Origin of the sequence: Amycolatopsis speibonae (assembly GCF_042647925.1) — a bacterium.
Lineage (GTDB): Bacteria > Actinomycetota > Actinomycetes > Mycobacteriales > Pseudonocardiaceae > Amycolatopsis > Amycolatopsis speibonae.
The window spans coordinates 42,549-58,061 of record NZ_JBHRWK010000037.1 but is presented as its reverse complement, the minus strand read 5'-3'; the positions used below and the strand labels follow the sequence as shown (position 1 = coordinate 58,061).

Genomic DNA, 15,513 nt, shown 5'->3' with positions numbered 1-15,513 from the left:
TCGTGTTTTCCGCGAGGGGTGGGTTCACTGAGCGGTGACACTGTGGGTAGCGAGCCGGGGTGAGCCGATGTGGACGTCAAGCCTCCACTACGGCAAGTGGGCGGGGGAGTGACACGAAACGGTGATCCATCTGCCACGAATGGTGATTCGGCGAGAATCACCGATACGGGTGACAAGGGCGGGGGCTGGAGCGGTCCGCTCACCAAGGGAGCGGGTTCTCGCCGAGTGTCCGGACGCCGTTCGCCGAGGATCGTTTCACCGCATCGAAACCCTCGGTGAGCATGTCTCGCTCGTAAGCGCCGACGACTTCCACGATCGGGCTGCCCGCGGCTGCCTCGGCCAGCGCCGTGGAAAGTGCCGCCGCGTCGCCCAACGCCATGTTCGCCCCGGCACCCGCCGCCGGGCTCATCGCGTGGACGGCGTCACCGAGCAGGGTGACGTTGGAACTCGCCCATGGCGAGACGGGGACGCTGCTGCGGACCGTGCTCGGATAGAGGGTCGAGGCGTCCCAACCGCTGACGACGCGGCGCAGCAGAGGATGCCAACCGGCGATCTGATCGAGTACGACTTCGCGCAGTCGCCCGCCGGATGCCGCGAGCAGGTCGTGGTCGGTCAGGCCCAGCGACTCGCGGCGCCGCCCGAACATGACCGCGAGACTGTCCGCTTCGGTTCCAGGGCCAAACCAGGGGTGAGCCGGGCCGTGGCCGCGTCCGGTCGCTCCCGGTACGATCCCGGGGAAACGCTGTCCCGGTCCGGTGATCGTGGTGAAGACACTGAACATCGCGGCCGGTAGCTCGCCGCGCAGTCGCGGTGTCAGGGGAACTCGGCCGTAGATCAAACGCGCGCCGGAGTCGGCCACCCGGGCGTGAGGAGGCCGCTGCCGCCGGATCGCCGACCCGATCCCGTCCGCGGCGACCAGCACCGTGCCGTGCGCGGTGCCGCCGTCTTCGAAGAAGGCCGTGACACCGTCCCTGGTGGCCTCGTAGCCGACGCACCGCCACTCCCACCTCCCTGCCGCGGCGCGGCGGGGAACCAATCAGCGGGGCCAAAGCCCTTGAGAGCCGCCGGTCCTCGAACGGCGATGGCGATGCCCGGAAGGGCCTACCTCAGCCGCCGATCCGCGATGAGGGGTGGATGGGTGCGCCGGATTCGTAGAGTTCCAGGGGGAGCGCGCTGACCGTGTGGGTCTTGGGGTCGAGGTAGCGGCAGGAAATGCCGGGTACGTGGATCCACTTGCCGGCGATCGACGATCCGGACGGCCGTCGCCGGGGGGAGCCGAATTCGAAGCGCACGTGCTCGGGCATGTCGCAGGCCTCGTATTCGGTGCTGTTCTGGTGTCGTAGCACCGTTTCGACCCGGTCGCGGACGATCGGCCCGGCGGCGAGTTCCGCGGTGTAGGAGATGGTGCCCTGTTCGGTGCGGCCGTCAGTCAGTCCGTTGCCCTGGAACTTGATGTCGCGCAGGACGTAGTCGTAACCTTCATCGAGGTAGGTGACCTTGCAGGTCACCGAGGTGGTGCGGCCGGGGTTGATGGCGGGGCAGGACGAGCGCGCCGCGGGGTCGACGTGGTTGGCGAAGTCGGTCACTTTCTGCAGTGCTTCCCAGGCGATCCGCTCTCGCAGGGGGGCGGAGTCCGCGGGTTTGGGCGGCAAACCGCTCAGATCCGGCTTGGGGTAGTCCGTCGGGATCGTGCCGCGGCGCAGCGACGAAAGGTCGACCGTCGGCGTCGTGCTCGTGGGTGCCGCGGTCGCCGGGGACGACGGTGGAGTACTGGGCGGGGGAGCGGCGGGGCTGCCGCATCCGGCGGCGAACAGGAGCAGTGCTGCTCCCGCCGAGAATCGGGCACCTGTCGTGCGTGTCGGCCGTGGCAGGTCGGCGGTGGCTTTCAAGCCAGCACGAATCACGCCGGTCATCTCCGATCCAAGCAATTCGACGACCAGATCGCCCGGCCGGTTCGGGAATGAAACTAGCACGGGAAACAGTCGTCGCGGCAGCGTGAAAAATACCGTCTCCGGGTGGTGCTCTCCGCGTCGCTCGACGCCTGAGTCGGCAGCGGGTTCGGCGAGGAGAAATTCGATCAGGTCGCCGGTTCCGTTGTCAGGGAACGACTTTCTGATCATCGCGGGCAGGCGGGTAGTTCGTTTCCCCAAGCGCGCCAGCGTGCGCCGGTGTTGTCGGTGGCTTTCAGGATTTCGTCCGGGTGTGGATCGTCCGGCCAGATTTGGATCAGGTGTTGTTCGACCGGGTCGCCGGGTCCGCGGTCTTCGCCGGCGTCGCGGTCGCGTACTGAATCCCGGACGCGGAAGTTGTTGTCCGGGGACGGTGGCAGGGTGATGGGGATGTCGTTGTCGACTTCGGATCCGCAGACCGCGATCCGGCGGGTGGGCCAGGTGACGGATACGTCGGCTACGTCGTCCCAGGAGGTGAGGTCTGGCTCTGGTGCGCTGTCCCAAATCTCGGTGGTGACGGTGATGTCGCCGAGGTGGACGCCGCAAGTGACCGCGACGAATCCGGTTGCCACCGCGAGAAGTCCCGTGGCGTCGGGGGTGGGGAGGGCGCCGACGATGTAGAGGGGGCTGTGTGGGTCGGCGCGGTCTCCGAGGGAGAAGCCGTTGTCTTCGATGAAGATCGTGCCCGTGGAGTGGTGGAGCATCGCGGGAGGCATCGGTCTCCGGTCCGGTTTACGGGAACACGCCCGAGCGGAATCGTACCCATACGGCACGGCGAGAAACCTCGGCGCCGTGACAGACGGTCTGCCGCGTCGATCGCCACGGGTAGCTTGGTCGCATGGGGAAATCGCCGTACCAGGATCTGGTCGACGCAGGTGGTCTCAAGGCCGTGCTCCAGGCAGCCTGCCCTGACTGTGACATCGAGATGGCGGACGCTCGGGGCGCCTTCGGCGGCTTCGTGGCCACGGTAAGCAAAAGCGACCGCGCCGTGTACGTCAACCGCTCCGTGACAAGCGCTTGTTCCACATGCGGCACAAACTGCGGTCGACGTACCTGAGCCGGCTGACCACGACCGATCTGGCGGAGGTCACCGGATCTGCCGCGACCTGGCTCGGCCGGCGACGGACGGTTCACGGTCGTCGCCGACCGGTGTGTGGAACCCGAGGTCACGTACGACGCCGCAGAGGCGGTCCGGGTGTGTCTGGCCGAGATGGACCGCCTCGGCGTGTCGTCGCCCGACGCGCTTGGCGCCGGACAGTCTTCCAGTGCGTCAGCAGAAGACTTCGGTTAGCAGCTTGAGGAACGCCGGGTTGGCGTTGCCCTCGGTCGGTGCGCTCGTGACCGAGAGCTCCAGCCGTTTCTCGGTGTCCGGCGTCGTCAGCAGATGCGAGGAGTAGCCGGGGATGCCGCCGCCGTGGCCCCACACTTTGGTGCCGCACGGCAAGGTCTGCACCTGCAGGCCGAGGCCGTACTCGGGGCTGACCGCGGTGGTCTTGCTGATCTCCTGCTGCTGCGCGGGCTTGAGCAGCTTGCCGCTGGCCAGTGCCACACCGAACGTGTCCAGGTCGCGGGTCGTGGAGATGATCTCGCCGGCGGCCCACGCGACCGACGGGTTGATGCGGGTGATGTCGTTCGGCTTGCCCGCCACGGTCACGTAGCCGTGCGCGTGCGGGCCCCTGATGTCGACGTTGTCGCCGGGAACCTCGGTGCCGTCGAGGTGCAACGGCTTCAGGATCCGGTGCTCGACAGCCTTCTCGTACGGCCTGCCGGTCAGCTTCTCCACCAGCAGACCCGCGACCACGTAGTTGGTGTTGGAGTAGCTCCACCGGGTGCCGGGGTCGAAGTCGAGCGGCTTGTCGGTGGAGATCTTGAGCATCTCCTGAGGTGTCCAGTGCTTGTAGCGGATCTGCTCGAACTTGTCCGGGTCGAGCGGCAACGCGTTGGTGTAGTTGTAGAGCCCGCTGGTGTGCTGCATGACCTGGCGCACCGTGACGCGGCCGTCGATCAGACCGGGCAGGTAGCGGACGACCGGCGCGTCCAAGTCGAGCTTGCCTTCGCCGGAGAGTTGCAGCAGGACCGTCGACACGAACGTCTTGGTGATGCTGCCGATGCGGAACCGGCCGTTCTCCGGGACCGGGCGGTTCGAATCCAGTTCCGCCTTGCCGGAGCGTGCGGTGAACCGTTGGTGGCCATCGGTCACCCTGGCTTGCACACCGAGCGATCCGCCGCTCGTGGTGATCTGATCCAGCGCCTCCTGCACGACCTTGCGGTCAGCGCTGGTTTCCGCGAGCGCGGTGCCGGTGGTGGCGATGAGTCCGGCCGCGGTGAGCGCGGCCACGAGTCGAATCCTCAGCAAAGGCCGCGAGAATCTTCTTCGCATGATAAGAAAATCTCCCCTCAAAGCCCGAAATTTCTCCCCAGGCGGCGGTTTGCCGCCAGTTCAGCCGACGCTGGTGTCCGCTGATCGCCACCCACGTTACCGGAAAATCACCACCACCCGAGTAGGGCGGAAAACGTTGAATCGAATGATCCATTCAGCGCGTCCTTTTCCATCATCTGCGGTGTCGAACGGTGGAAACCGTCCACCGCGCCGATGCCTCAGGGCCGCAACCGGCGGACGAACACGGGCCCGCCGTAGTGAGTGCGTTCCGTACCCTGAAAGCCGTAGCGGCGCCAGAAACCCTCGGCGCCGCCCGCGACCGGTGCGACGCTGGTCTCCGCTGATTCCCGGTCATCGGCGCGGAGTTCGTCCGCCAGCAGCTCGACGGCTTGGCTGCCGACGTCGCGGCCCTGGTGATCCGCGTCGACCATGAACCGGAGCAGGTGCGGCGTCCCGGTCTCGACTTCGACGAGCAAGACACCGACAGGCAGATCGTCAAGATGGATGGCCCGCAGGAGCGCGTCCGGTTCGTAATTGCCCTCGGCGACGGTGAAGGCCGCCGGTGCGACGAGATGGCGTTGACCTTCGGACAGACGCAGCTCGCACACCGCGCGGACGTTCTCGCGGGACAGCTGCCGCAGCGAAACGGTCGGCGCGATCCTGACCATGCTCGCCGCCACAAGCCTCGGACAGCCATGGCGTCCCCGTCGCGGCGTGCTCGGCTGGGGCAGCGCTTCCGGAGTCCTCGCCGCCCTGTACCCGGCCGTCACCGTCCTGCTCGCCGCCCGCTTACTCGGAGAGCGGATCGGCTCCGTACAACGAACGGGCATCGGTATCCGCACCCTCGCGGTGGCCACTCCGGCTCTCGGCTGAGTCACGACACCATTCACGACAGGAGACCTCGAATGAACAAGACCGAGCCGCGGGCCGCGGAACGAATCACGAACGGAGGAGCCCCGTGCTGACACAGGTTGCCGAGGGTGTGCTGGTCCATCAGAGCGAATTACTCCAGAACAACACGGTCGTCGCGCAGGGCGAGGGTGGCGTGCTGCTCATCGATCCCGGGCTGACAAACGGCGAAATGGCTTGCTTGGCGAACGACCTCCGCAAGCTGGGCCAGCCGGTCACGGCGGGCTTCTCGACGCACCCTGACTGGGATCACGTGCTCTGGCACACCGAACTCGGCGAAGCGCCCCGCTACGGTACGGCCCGCTGCGCGGCGCGTATGCGGGACCTGCGGTCGAACCCGGACTGGAAGTCCCGGGCCGCGGAGGGATTGCCGCCGGAAATCGCCGGGGAGGTTCCGCTGGACCTGTTCGGCCTCATCACCGGTCTGCCCCCGGAAACCGCGCGGATCCCTTGGGACGGCCCTGAAGTCAGCCTCATCGAGCATCCGGCTCATTCCCCGGGCCATGCGGCGCTGGTGATCGAGGGACGCGGGGTTCTCGTCGCCGGCGACATGCTTTCCGATGTCTTCATTCCGATGCTCGACGACCTGAACGGCACCAACGACCCGATCGAGGAGTACCTCGTCGGACTGCGACTGCTCGAAGAAGTGGCGGACGACGTCGACGTCGTCGTCCCGGGTCACGGATCCGTCGGCCGGGGTGATCAGGTGAGCGCAAGGATCGAAGTGGACCGCGCGTACGTGCATGCCCTGCGTGACGGGGATGATTTCGACGACCCGCGGATCGGCTCGTCGGCCAAGCCTGGCTGGGAATGGGTGAGCGACATCCACGCCGGGCAAAGCCGCCGCTTCGCCAAGGGAAGCGAGCGCGACGGGACGCCGGGCTAGCGACCTTTCGGGCACGGCGCCGATCTCCGTCGGCGCTCAGGTTGCGCAGTGCTGTTCCGGTGTCTTCATGGCTTGGGACAGCCAACGCATCGCCGGTGTGAGGCTGTCCGGTGCTGCCCAGCCGTTGATCACGGCGAGTAGCTCGAAGTACCGGTCTCGGCGGGTGTCGGCGACGGTGTCCAGCCAGGCCAGAAGGTCGCCGGGCTTGTGCCGTGAGGTGAGGGCGGCCACGACGTGACCGGCCTCCGGCGAGTTCGGGTCGAGACCGGAGTCGAGGGCCGGGGTGACAGTGTCGCGGATGTCCGCGACCGGGTTGCGATGCAGGCCGGCGTCGGCGCGGCGGCTGTCGTGCTGCTCGGCGATGCGTCGCATGAGGGCGCGAAAGTCCAGGTCCTTGGACAGCTCGGCCAGTTCCACCCAGGCTTCGACCTGTTCGACTTCGGGATTGTCGGGTAGTTCGGGGGTCATCGAGCGGGCGATCCCGATGAATTCGGGATGATCGAGCCCGCGGAAGGTGGTCGCGAGGAAGTCGCCGATCAGGTGGCGGCGTTCGTCCTGGGTCAGCTTGGCCAGTTGGTGCACGAAGGTCATCTCCTCGGGGGTGGATCCGCGCTTGGTCACCGCTGTCAGCACCGCATGACGCAGGCGTAGCAGGCGGATCTGAACTTCCAGCGCCTGGATGTGCGCCGCTGCGACGTCGGACAGGGCGGCTTCGCTGTCGACGACCTTCCTGATCGTGGTCAGGTCGAGTCCGAGTTCGCGCAGGGTGCGGACGAACTCCAGGCGCGTGAGCGCTTCGGCGCCGTAGCGGCGGTGACCGGACACGGTGCGGCCGGACGGCGCCACGATGCCGCGGTCTGAGTAGAAGCGGATGGCCTTCACCGTCAGCCCGGTCCGCCGGGACAGCTCGCCGATCGAGTACCGGAGGTCGTCATCCATACCCGCCACCCTCGCACCTCCCCTCGGGGGAGATACAAGCGCGACTTGGCCGAGCTTCACCGTCGGTCAGCGATACTCGCGACATGGGGTACGACGCGTATGGGGCTGTGGTCGAGTGGGAGCCTTTGCTCTCCCTGACCCGCGAGCCGCATTGGGATCATGTGTGGCTGTGGGACGAGACCGGAGAGCCGATGGCGCCGTTCCTGTCCGTGGAAACCATGCCCGGCACCAAAGGCCACTGGAACAGTCTCTGGTACTACGGCGACTGCTTGCGCCCACGGCTCACCCTCGAGACTCGCGCACTCACCGACAGCGTGCTCGGTACGTTGACCACCGGCTACACCTTCACCGAGGAGTGGGAACAGGAGCGCCGCGACGACCTGACATCGGACGCGGGTCCGCACGCTCAGCCGACGCCGGGTGACTGGCGCGACCTGGGGACCTACACACTGCGCCCCGCCGGTGTGCGCGAGGTACTCGAGGCGGCTCACCGGCTGCCCTGGGGCCTTCTGGCCCGTATCGGTGAGGTCTGCGACGCGATACCGCAGGAGCAGCGCGAACCACCGTCCGGCGCGGTGCTCTGGTTCCACGACTTCCGCCACTTCACTCTCTCGCACGTCGCGCTGCTCGAGGAGGCCGCGGCCGGTGGCCACGGAGTCGTCACGATAGGCGGTTGGTGACCGAGGATGGGGACAAGGCTGGGCGAGTACGAGGACGCGCTTTCGACGGCGGAGGCGATCGAGCGCGCCATCCGCGAACAGGTCGCCGGTGTGACTCCTAAATGGACGGACCTCGGCATCCCGGTGATCGACCGGAGCGCGTATGCGATCTTCTCGCTCGCCATCGCGGCCGTGCGGGACGAGGGCGCGTCCGAGCTGGCGGAAACGCTGTACCGGCGCTGGGGATACCGGTACGGCGGGCATGACTACCGAGTCGGCCGGCTCGCACCGGACGAGGGATACGGCCGGAAGCTCGCCGTGCGTGCGTGGCGGAACACGCTCTGGATCGCCTTCTCGGTCTCCCCGATCCACTTGCTGAGCAGATCCGCGAGGGTCACGTGGATGAAGGACGCGCCGAGATCGCCGGCGATCGCCCTGGCGATGAACGTCTTGCCGCACCCGGGCGGGCCGTACATCAGCAGCGATCCGCCCGGCTTCTGCCCGAACGCCGCCGTCAGCTCGGGATTGCGCAGCGGAGCGAGGAACGCGGTGTCCAGGTGCTGCTTGACCTCGGCGAGACCCGCGACCTCGGCCAGCGTCACCGCCGGGCGCTCGGTGTCCCACAGTGTCGCCGAACCCGCGGCACCGCCGTACTGGCGGTCCTCGTCGGCAGGGGACGCCACGGTCCCGGCGGGCGGGTTCGAGGTTCGCAACCGTGCGGCCATCAGCCTGGCGCGCAGCAGGCGGATCCGCGCCGGACTGCCACCGTGGGCCTCGAACGCCGTAAGTTCGGCGGCGGCCCGGTCCGGGTTCTGCTCCAGCGACAGCGTGATGAAGTCCTCGCGCAGCGCCGGATTGCCCGGGTCGGCCTCCACATCGCGCGCGATCACCTCGATGAAGGCTCCGCTTTGATCGGCACCGCTCACCGCGCGGCCTCGGCGATCCAGCCCTTGAGCAGACCCAGGTTCGGTAGCGGGATGTGGTGGCCGATCCGAGGATGGTCCAGCGTCACACCGACGACGCCGGACCCGCCGAACGCGGCGAGGTAGTCGATCGCGGCAGGCATCGGCACGCCGAACAGCGGCACCGCGTCACCCTCCGGGACGGCCAGGCCGAGGGCGCGGGCGGCTTCGTTCGCCCGTCCGGCACTGCTGTAGAGGCAGATCATCGGCCCCTGCGCGGAGGCCACCGCGTAGGGGCGGGGACGGTCGGCCGGGCCGCGCGCGATGAAGAACCAGTGCTCCAAGCGGGTCGCGTGCCGCCACAGCGCGATCTGCGCCGTCGTGTCTCCCGCGGGCGCTGCTTCGACCGCCTCGTCGAGGCGGTCGAGTTCGGCGACCAGTTCGGGGCTGTTGTCTCCCGGCATTCGGTTCTCTCTCGCGTCTGAGCTCAGCTGTCGGCGGCTTCTCCTCACCTCGACCAGGTCGACGCCACCTTGGCGGCTGGGCCCGCACTCCAAAAGGGCCGAAGAGACCACGCCGCCCCGGCGGATATCGATCTTTCGGATATGGCAGGCAGGGAAGGCGGCTGTTGTTAGGGTCCGCGCCATGCGGATGTGGTGCTGTGGCCTGGTCGTGGGCGTGCGTGTGCTGCTCGGCGCGTGCGCCGGGGGTGGGTCGAGGGGTGGCCAGGTCGTGCCCGCGACGACCACGGAGGTCTCGAAGACGGTGGCGACGAGCCCTCCGCAGACGCCGACCGCGTCACCGCCGGAGACCCCGGTGACCACCACGGCCCAGCTGACCCCGGAGACGACGCGGACCACGGCTCATCGCTCCACGACGACCGCGAAGCGCCCGACGACCCCGCGTCGCACTCCCACCCGGAGACGCTGACGGCGGCGCAGCGGACCGTGGAGATCCGGAGGCCGAGCGGTGACACCCGGTGACGGAGTTCGGGCGGGGCGTAACGCGTCGAGTGCTGGTCAGGGCGCCCGGAGCGTGGCTGACAGACTGCGGGGATGATCGTCGGATACGTCCTCGCGCTGCTGGCGGCGCTGGCCTCGGGTAGCGGCTCGGTGCTGGAGTCGATCGGCGTCCGCCGCGCGGGCGCTTTCGGCGGCAGCGCGCTGGATCTGGTGCACGTGCGGCGCCAGTGGATCTACTTCTTGGGCATCGGCGTCGACCTGGTCGGCTTCGCCTGCGCCGCGGCCGCGTTGCATCGGCTGCCGCTGTTCCTGGTCCAGTCGGTGCTGGCGTTCAGCATCGGCGTGACGGCCACGATCTCCGCGTTCCTGGGCACTCGCCTGACGGCGCCGGGCTGGGCCGCGCTCGGCGTCGGGGCGATCGGTCTGATCCTGCTGGGACTGTCGGCGCAGCCTGGGCCTGCCAAGGCGCTCCCGTCGGCCTGGCGCTGGGTCCTGCCCGCGATGGCGGTGGTCGTGGGGGCGATCGCCTGGTACTTCAGGCGCTTCGACCGCCCCTGGGCCGCGCAGGTGCTCGGCTTCGCCACGGGAGTCGGTTTCAGCGTGGTCGGCGTCTCGGCGCGCACCCTGGAGCTCCCGTCATCGGGCTGGGCCGTGCTGGTGGAACCGGCCGTATGGGCGATGGTCCTCAACGGCTTGGCCGCGGCGGTCGCGTTCGCCCTGGCGCTGCAGAAGGGTGGCGCGACGGCGGTCAACGCGATCATGTTCACCACGAACACGGCGTTGTCTTCGGTCATCGGCCTGCTCTTCCTCGACGACCGCGTCCGCGACGGCTTCACCGCTTTCACGGTCGCGGGCCTGATCCTGGCCATGTCCGGCGCGATCGTCACCGCCCACTACGCCACCCAGGTCAAGGAACCCGTCCGTGCGGCCCAAATGGCCTCGTGAGTCTTTGTCGAGCCGTTCGTGCCGAGTGAGCTACCGGCCACATCGGGGAACGCCGGGGAGTGGGTCTTCCCACGACGTGCATCACGCGGTGGTGCCGGGTCTGCGGGCTTCACCAATGGTAGGAATGCCTGGTGACCGAACCGAATCTGATCGAAGCCGCCGCCGAAGAGGCAGTCACCCTCACCAGTGAACTGATCCGCATCGACACCACCAACACCGGTGACCCCGACACGCTGGTCGGTGAACGCGTTGCCGCCGAGTACGTCGCCGAGAAGCTCACCGACGCGGGCTACGAGATCACCTATGTCGAGTCCGGTGGCAAGAACCGTCACAACGTGATCGTCCGGCTGGCGGGTGCCGACCCGTCGCGGGGCGCGCTCCTGATCCACGGTCACCTCGACGCCGTCCCCGCCGACGCCTCGGAGTGGTCGGTGCACCCGTTCTCCGGCGCGATCCAGGACGACTACGTCTGGGGCCGCGGCGCCGTCGACATGAAAGACATGTGTGGCATGGCGCTCGCGCTGGCCCGCCACTACAAGATCAATAACATCGTCCCGCCGCGTGACCTCGTCTTCGCGTTCCTCGCCGACGAAGAGGCTGGCGGCAAGTACGGCGCGCAGTGGCTGGTGGAGAACCGGCCCGAGCTGTTCGAGGGTGTCACCGAGGCGATCAGCGAGGTCGGCGGTTTCTCGATCACGCTGAAGGACAACGTCCGCGCGTACCTCATCGAGACGGCCGAAAAGGGCATCCGCTGGATGAAGCTGCGGGTGCGCGGCACCGCCGGCCACGGCTCGATGATCCACCGCGACAACGCCGTCACCAAGCTGTCGGAGGCCGTCGCCCGGCTCGGCAACCACCGCTTCCCGCTGGTCATGACCGACTCCGTCCGCGAGTTCCTGGACGGCGTCACCGAGATCACCGGGTGGGATTTCCCCGAGGACGACATCGAGGGTTCGGTCGCCAAGCTCGGCAACATCTCCCGGATGATCGGCGCGACCCTGCGCGACACGGCGAACCCGACGATGCTCACCGCGGGCTACAAGTCGAACGTCATCCCCTCGGTCGCGGAGGCTTCGGTCGACTGCCGGATCCTTCCCGGCCGTCTCGAGGCGTTCAACGCCGAGCTGGAGGAGATCCTCGGCCCGGACATCGAGAAGGAGTGGATGGAGCTGCCGCCGGTCGAGACGACCTTCGACGGCGCCCTCGTCGACGCGATGACCAACGCGGTCCTCGCCGAAGACCCGGGCGCCCGCACGCTCCCGTACATGCTCTCCGGTGGCACGGACGCGAAGTCGTTCCAGTCGCTCGGGATCCGGAACTTCGGCTTCGCGCCGTTGCAGCTGCCCGCGGACCTCGATTTCTCGGCGTTGTTCCACGGCGTCGACGAGCGCGTCCCGGTCGACGCGCTGAAGTTCGGTGTGCGGGTGCTCGACCGCTTCCTTCGCTCGTCCTGATGCCCGGTCTGCTGGCGGCCGACGGGACACCCCTGCACTTCGAGCGCTGGGGTGATCCGTCGGCGCCGGTGACCGTGGTGCTCCTCCACGGCTACGCCCTCGACAGGCGGAGCTGGCGGGCCATCGCGCCGGTGCTGGCCGAGGCCGCGGAGGAGCCGATCGCGGTGCTGGCCTACGACCAGCGCGGGCACGGCGAATCCGGTGAGGTCCGGGCCGCCTCGGCGACCATGGGGCATCTCGCCGACGACCTGGCCGAGGTGCTGGGCACGGTGATTCCCGACGGCAGGGTCGTCCTGGTCGGCCACGACATGGGCGGGCTCGCGATCCTGTCGCTCGCCCAGCGCCATCCGGACGTCTTCGCGGCCAGGGTGGCGGGGATCGGGCTGCTCGCCATGTCGGCGGGCGGTGTCACGCCGGACGCGATCTGGCCGAACGCGCTCGGGAAGCTCGGCCGCGACCTGGAAATGGTGTTCGGGACGAAGCTGATCGGGCTGGTGCGGGAGCATACGAGCAAGGCGGTGACCGCCGGGTTGCGGTGGTGGCTCTTCGGGGACGACCCGGTGCCCGGCGACGTCGAACTGGCGGTGCGGATGATCCGCGGCAACTGGCCGCAGACGGTGTCCGCGTTCCGTCCGGCACTCGACGCCTACACGCGGGAATCGGCGTTGTCGCAGGTCGGTGCGGTGCCGGTGACCGCGATAGTGGGGGAGCGCGACAAGCTCGTGCCCGCGGCGGACGTCGAGGAACTGGCGGGTGCGGTGGAGAACGGGACGTCCGTGGTGCTGCCCGGCGTCGGGCACGTCGTCCCGCTGGAGGCGGCTCCGCAGGTGGTGCCCCGGCTCCTCGCCCTGGCGAACCTGGCTCGCCGACAAGACTGACTTTCTTGACAATTTCTGTTTTCGGTGGCACCTTTTTGCCATGTTCTCCGTAGCGGTGATCGAGGACGCGGAAGCGGCCGAAGTGTCGCTGGACCCGGTCCGGGCCAGGTTGCTCGCCGAACTCGCCGAGCCGGCGTCGGCCACGATGCTGGCGGCGCGGATCGATCTGCCGAGACAGAAGGTGAACTACCACCTGCGCGCGCTGGAGAAGCACGGGCTGGTCGAGCTCGTCGAGGAGCGGCGCAAGGGCAACGTCACCGAGCGCATGATGCGCGCGACGGCGGCGTCGTACGTCATTTCACCGACGGCGCTTTCGGCCGTGCAGCCCGATCCGGCCCAGTCGCCGGATCGCCTGTCCGCGCGCTGGCTGCTCGCGGTGGCGGGCAGGCTGGTGCGCGACGTCGGCGTGCTGATCACCGGCTCCACCAAGGCGCGCAAACGGGTCGCGACCTTCGCGATCGACGGCGAGGTGCGGTTCTCCTCCGCCGCGGACAGGGCCGCGTTCGCCGAGGAACTCACCGTCGCGATCACGAACCTGGTGGGCAAGTACCACGACGAAGACGCCGAACAGGGCCGCGACCACCGGATCGTCGTCGCCGTCCACCCGAGCGTCGGAACCGGGACCGAGGAGAGCTGAATGGGACACGAATACGAGATCGCCGATCGCGTCGAGGTCGACGCGACGCCGGAACAGGTTTGGGACGCCATCGCGACCGGCCCGGGGATCACGTCCTGGTTCATGGGGCGCAACGAGGTCGACGGCGGCGTCGGTGGCACCGTGAAGACCGCGTTCGCCGCCTACGAACCCTCGTCCGAGATCACCGCCTGGGACCCGCTGGAGCGGCTCGTCTACGGCACGGAACCCGGGCCGGACGGGCGATTCGTCGCCTACGAGTTCCTCATCGAGGGTCGTTCCGGCGGCAGCACCGTGCTGCGGACCGTGACGAGTGGTTTCCTGCCCGGCGACGACTGGGAAGACGAGTTCGAGGCGATGACCGCCGGCGGAGAGCTGTTCCTCCGCACCCTGGTCGAGTACCTCAACGGCTTCGCGGGCCGGAAGGCGGTGCCGGTGACGGCCTTCGGGCCGATGATCGAGGACTGGGACCGCGCGTGGCTGACGCTGGGCCGGGAACTGGGGTTGGCCGGGCGGCCGGGAGTGGGGGACAGGGTGCGCCTGTCCACCAGCGCGGTGTCCACTGTGGACGGCGAGGTCTACTTCGCGAACGCGCACACGGTCGGGATCCGGACCCCGGACGCGCTTCTGAGGTTCGTCCGCGGGTTCGCCGGGCCGATGGTCGCGATGCATCACCTGTTCGGCGAAGTCGACTCCGCGAAACAGGACGAACTCTGGTCCGGCTGGCTCGGCCGGGTGTTCAGACGATGATGCCGGGCAGGGGAGTGGCGGTGCGCTTGCGGCGCAACCACACTCTCCTGGTCCCGTCGGAGTAGAGCCGGACGGTCGAGAGCTCCCAGCCGGCGAACTCGGCATGGATCGACAGCTGCGTCGCCGCCGCCCGCCGGGAAACACCGGGAGGCAACTGCAGCCGCCGGTACTCCCAATCCCCTTCGACCACCGCCTCGTCCACAACTGTCATGGCGTGATCACCTGGATCCCTTCTCCGATGGCCGAGCCGACGACCACGCGGCCGCTCTGCTCGTCGACGGTGACCGAATCTGGCTGCCGCACGGTGGGGAACCGGTGCTTCTCGATCGGCTCCCCGCCGCGGACGTCGAAGCCGACGACCTCGTTGCGTTCGGTGAGGGTGACCCAGGCCAGGCCACGGGTGCGGTCGTAGGCGATGCCGTACGCCCCGCCGGGGACGGGGTAGCGCTGGCGCAGCAGCAGCGGCGTGGTGGAGAACGCCAGGAGCGCGCCCGCGCGCGCGTCGGTGACGAAGACACGTCCGAGGTCGTCGGTGACCGCGTTGGCGGCGCCGTCACCGGCTCGCAGGCCCTCGCCGATCTTGCCTTCGGCGAGGTCGACGGCGAACAAGGCGGTGCGCAGCTTGTCGAGCACGACCACGCCGTCACCGGTGTTCAGCACGTCGTCGGCGCTGTAGATCTGGCCCGTGATGGTCTTCGGGCCCGCGTTCTTCGACAGCACCTCGACGACCTTGCGGTCCCGGACCGAGACCAGCGTCGCGTCGCCGTCGGCGAGACCGGCCGACGGCTGCCCGGCGACCGGGACCGTCTCCAGTGCGCCACCGGGCAGGGCGACCTTCGCCAGCAGACTCTTGCCGGGAACGCTGGCGAGCACCTGGGAACCCGAGACCGTGAGCCGCTCGGCCGGACCGGGCAGGGCCACGGTCGCCTTCGGCGTGTCGAGGCTGGCGAGATCGTAGATGCGCAGGGAAGGCGGCTCCGAGACGGCGACGACGAGCGTCTTGCTCACCTCGTCGGTGGCCAGCGCCTTCACCCCGGGGACGGCGAACACCGAACCGGCGGGCTTGACCGTCGCCGCGGGGGAGACGGCCGCCGTCACCGCGACGGGGTTCTGCACTATCTGGAGCGAGTCGTTCGGGGTGTCGTCCGTACCGCAGGACGAAAGCACCAGGGCACCGGCGAGCGGGATCGCGATCCGGGAAACGGCGGACAGCCGACCCACCTTGGTGCCTCCACCTGCTACTCGTCGAACGGACTTGTCCAGCAT

At 68.7% G+C, this 15,513-nt stretch carries 19 protein-coding genes; 9 read left to right on the top strand and 10 right to left on the bottom strand.

Annotation, left to right across the window (positions count from 1 at the left end; genetic code table 11):
• Positions 1-199 precede the first annotated feature (199 nt).
• The 5 genes from ACFOSH_RS23870 to ACFOSH_RS23850 form a co-directional block, all read right to left on the bottom strand.
• Complete coding sequence (locus ACFOSH_RS23870; protein ID WP_378241267.1) at positions 200-1,036, bottom strand: FAD-dependent oxidoreductase; 837 nt, start codon at positions 1,034-1,036, stop codon at positions 200-202.
• Between the two features lie 70 nt (positions 1,037-1,106).
• Positions 1,107-2,120, bottom strand: coding sequence for a hypothetical protein (locus ACFOSH_RS23865; RefSeq protein ID WP_378241266.1), 1,014 nt, complete (start codon positions 2,118-2,120; stop codon positions 1,107-1,109).
• Positions 2,117-2,665 carry a hypothetical protein gene (locus ACFOSH_RS23860; RefSeq protein ID WP_378241265.1) on the bottom strand — a complete coding sequence of 183 codons (549 nt, stop codon included), beginning with the start codon at positions 2,663-2,665 and terminating at the stop codon, positions 2,117-2,119. Before ACFOSH_RS23860 ends, ACFOSH_RS23865 begins: the two co-directional genes overlap by 4 nt.
• A 554-nt stretch (positions 2,666-3,219) precedes the next feature.
• The gene (locus ACFOSH_RS23855; RefSeq protein ID WP_378241264.1) at positions 3,220-4,329 is read right to left on the bottom strand and encodes a serine hydrolase domain-containing protein; all 1,110 of its coding nucleotides are present in this window, start codon (positions 4,327-4,329) and stop codon (positions 3,220-3,222) included.
• 218 nt (positions 4,330-4,547) lie between these two features.
• Positions 4,548-4,997 (bottom strand): GNAT family N-acetyltransferase, encoded by a 450-nt coding sequence (locus tag ACFOSH_RS23850; RefSeq protein WP_378241263.1) that lies wholly within the window; start codon positions 4,995-4,997, stop codon positions 4,548-4,550.
• On the opposite strand from ACFOSH_RS23850, the gene ACFOSH_RS23845 reads away from it, so the two are divergent.
• Complete coding sequence (locus ACFOSH_RS23845) at positions 4,996-5,202, top strand: hypothetical protein (RefSeq protein ID WP_378241262.1); 207 nt, start codon at positions 4,996-4,998, stop codon at positions 5,200-5,202. The two genes, ACFOSH_RS23850 and ACFOSH_RS23845, sit on opposite strands and share 2 nt — an antisense overlap.
• A gap of 85 nt (positions 5,203-5,287) precedes the next feature.
• Positions 5,288-6,124, top strand: a complete 837-nt coding sequence (locus tag ACFOSH_RS23840) for an MBL fold metallo-hydrolase (RefSeq protein ID WP_378241261.1) — start codon at positions 5,288-5,290, stop codon at positions 6,122-6,124.
• Positions 6,125-6,160: 36 nt separating this feature from the next.
• On the opposite strand, the gene ACFOSH_RS23835 is transcribed toward ACFOSH_RS23840, so the two are convergent.
• Positions 6,161-7,063, bottom strand: a complete 903-nt coding sequence (locus ACFOSH_RS23835) for a helix-turn-helix domain-containing protein (RefSeq protein ID WP_378241260.1) — start codon at positions 7,061-7,063, stop codon at positions 6,161-6,163.
• An 83-nt stretch (positions 7,064-7,146) separates the two neighbouring features.
• Here ACFOSH_RS23835 and ACFOSH_RS23830 point away from each other — a divergent pair, with 83 nt between their 5' ends.
• Positions 7,147-7,743 (top strand): hypothetical protein, encoded by a 597-nt coding sequence (locus ACFOSH_RS23830; RefSeq protein WP_378241259.1) that lies wholly within the window; start codon positions 7,147-7,149, stop codon positions 7,741-7,743.
• 245 nt (positions 7,744-7,988) lie between these two features.
• Here ACFOSH_RS23830 and ACFOSH_RS23825 read toward each other — a convergent pair whose 3' ends face one another.
• Entirely contained in the window at positions 7,989-8,648 is a 660-nt protein-coding gene (locus ACFOSH_RS23825; RefSeq protein WP_378241258.1) for an AAA family ATPase, read from the bottom strand.
• Positions 8,645-9,088, bottom strand: coding sequence for a hypothetical protein (locus ACFOSH_RS23820; protein ID WP_378241257.1), 444 nt, complete (start codon positions 9,086-9,088; stop codon positions 8,645-8,647). The genes ACFOSH_RS23825 and ACFOSH_RS23820 overlap by 4 nt, the downstream gene beginning before the upstream one ends.
• Before the next feature lie 181 nt (positions 9,089-9,269).
• Here ACFOSH_RS23820 and ACFOSH_RS23815 point away from each other — a divergent pair, with 181 nt between their 5' ends.
• From ACFOSH_RS23815 to ACFOSH_RS23790, 6 genes are all read left to right on the top strand, one after another.
• Positions 9,270-9,554, top strand: a complete 285-nt coding sequence (locus ACFOSH_RS23815) for a hypothetical protein (RefSeq protein WP_378241256.1) — start codon at positions 9,270-9,272, stop codon at positions 9,552-9,554.
• 125 nt (positions 9,555-9,679) lie between these two features.
• Positions 9,680-10,531, top strand: coding sequence for a hypothetical protein (locus ACFOSH_RS23810; protein WP_378241255.1), 852 nt, complete (start codon positions 9,680-9,682; stop codon positions 10,529-10,531).
• Positions 10,532-10,662: 131 nt separating this feature from the next.
• Entirely contained in the window at positions 10,663-11,985 is a 1,323-nt protein-coding gene (locus ACFOSH_RS23805; protein ID WP_378241254.1) for a M20/M25/M40 family metallo-hydrolase, read from the top strand.
• Positions 11,985-12,863, top strand: a complete 879-nt coding sequence (locus ACFOSH_RS23800; RefSeq protein WP_378241253.1) for an alpha/beta fold hydrolase — start codon at positions 11,985-11,987, stop codon at positions 12,861-12,863. The genes ACFOSH_RS23805 and ACFOSH_RS23800 overlap by 1 nt, the downstream gene beginning before the upstream one ends.
• Before the next feature lie 40 nt (positions 12,864-12,903).
• Complete coding sequence (locus ACFOSH_RS23795; protein ID WP_378241252.1) at positions 12,904-13,500, top strand: winged helix-turn-helix domain-containing protein; 597 nt, start codon at positions 12,904-12,906, stop codon at positions 13,498-13,500.
• Positions 13,501-14,247, top strand: a complete 747-nt coding sequence (locus tag ACFOSH_RS23790) for an SRPBCC family protein (protein ID WP_378241251.1) — start codon at positions 13,501-13,503, stop codon at positions 14,245-14,247. It begins immediately after the preceding gene.
• Here the strand turns inward: ACFOSH_RS23790 and ACFOSH_RS23785 are convergent.
• Together ACFOSH_RS23785 and ACFOSH_RS23780 are read right to left on the bottom strand one after the other, a co-directional pair.
• Positions 14,237-14,458 carry a DUF5703 family protein gene (locus ACFOSH_RS23785; RefSeq protein WP_378241250.1) on the bottom strand — a complete coding sequence of 74 codons (222 nt, stop codon included), beginning with the start codon at positions 14,456-14,458 and terminating at the stop codon, positions 14,237-14,239. The two genes, ACFOSH_RS23790 and ACFOSH_RS23785, sit on opposite strands and share 11 nt — an antisense overlap.
• Positions 14,455-15,468 carry a YncE family protein gene (locus tag ACFOSH_RS23780; protein WP_378241249.1) on the bottom strand — a complete coding sequence of 338 codons (1,014 nt, stop codon included), beginning with the start codon at positions 15,466-15,468 and terminating at the stop codon, positions 14,455-14,457. Before ACFOSH_RS23780 ends, ACFOSH_RS23785 begins: the two co-directional genes overlap by 4 nt.
• Positions 15,469-15,513 lie beyond the last annotated feature (45 nt).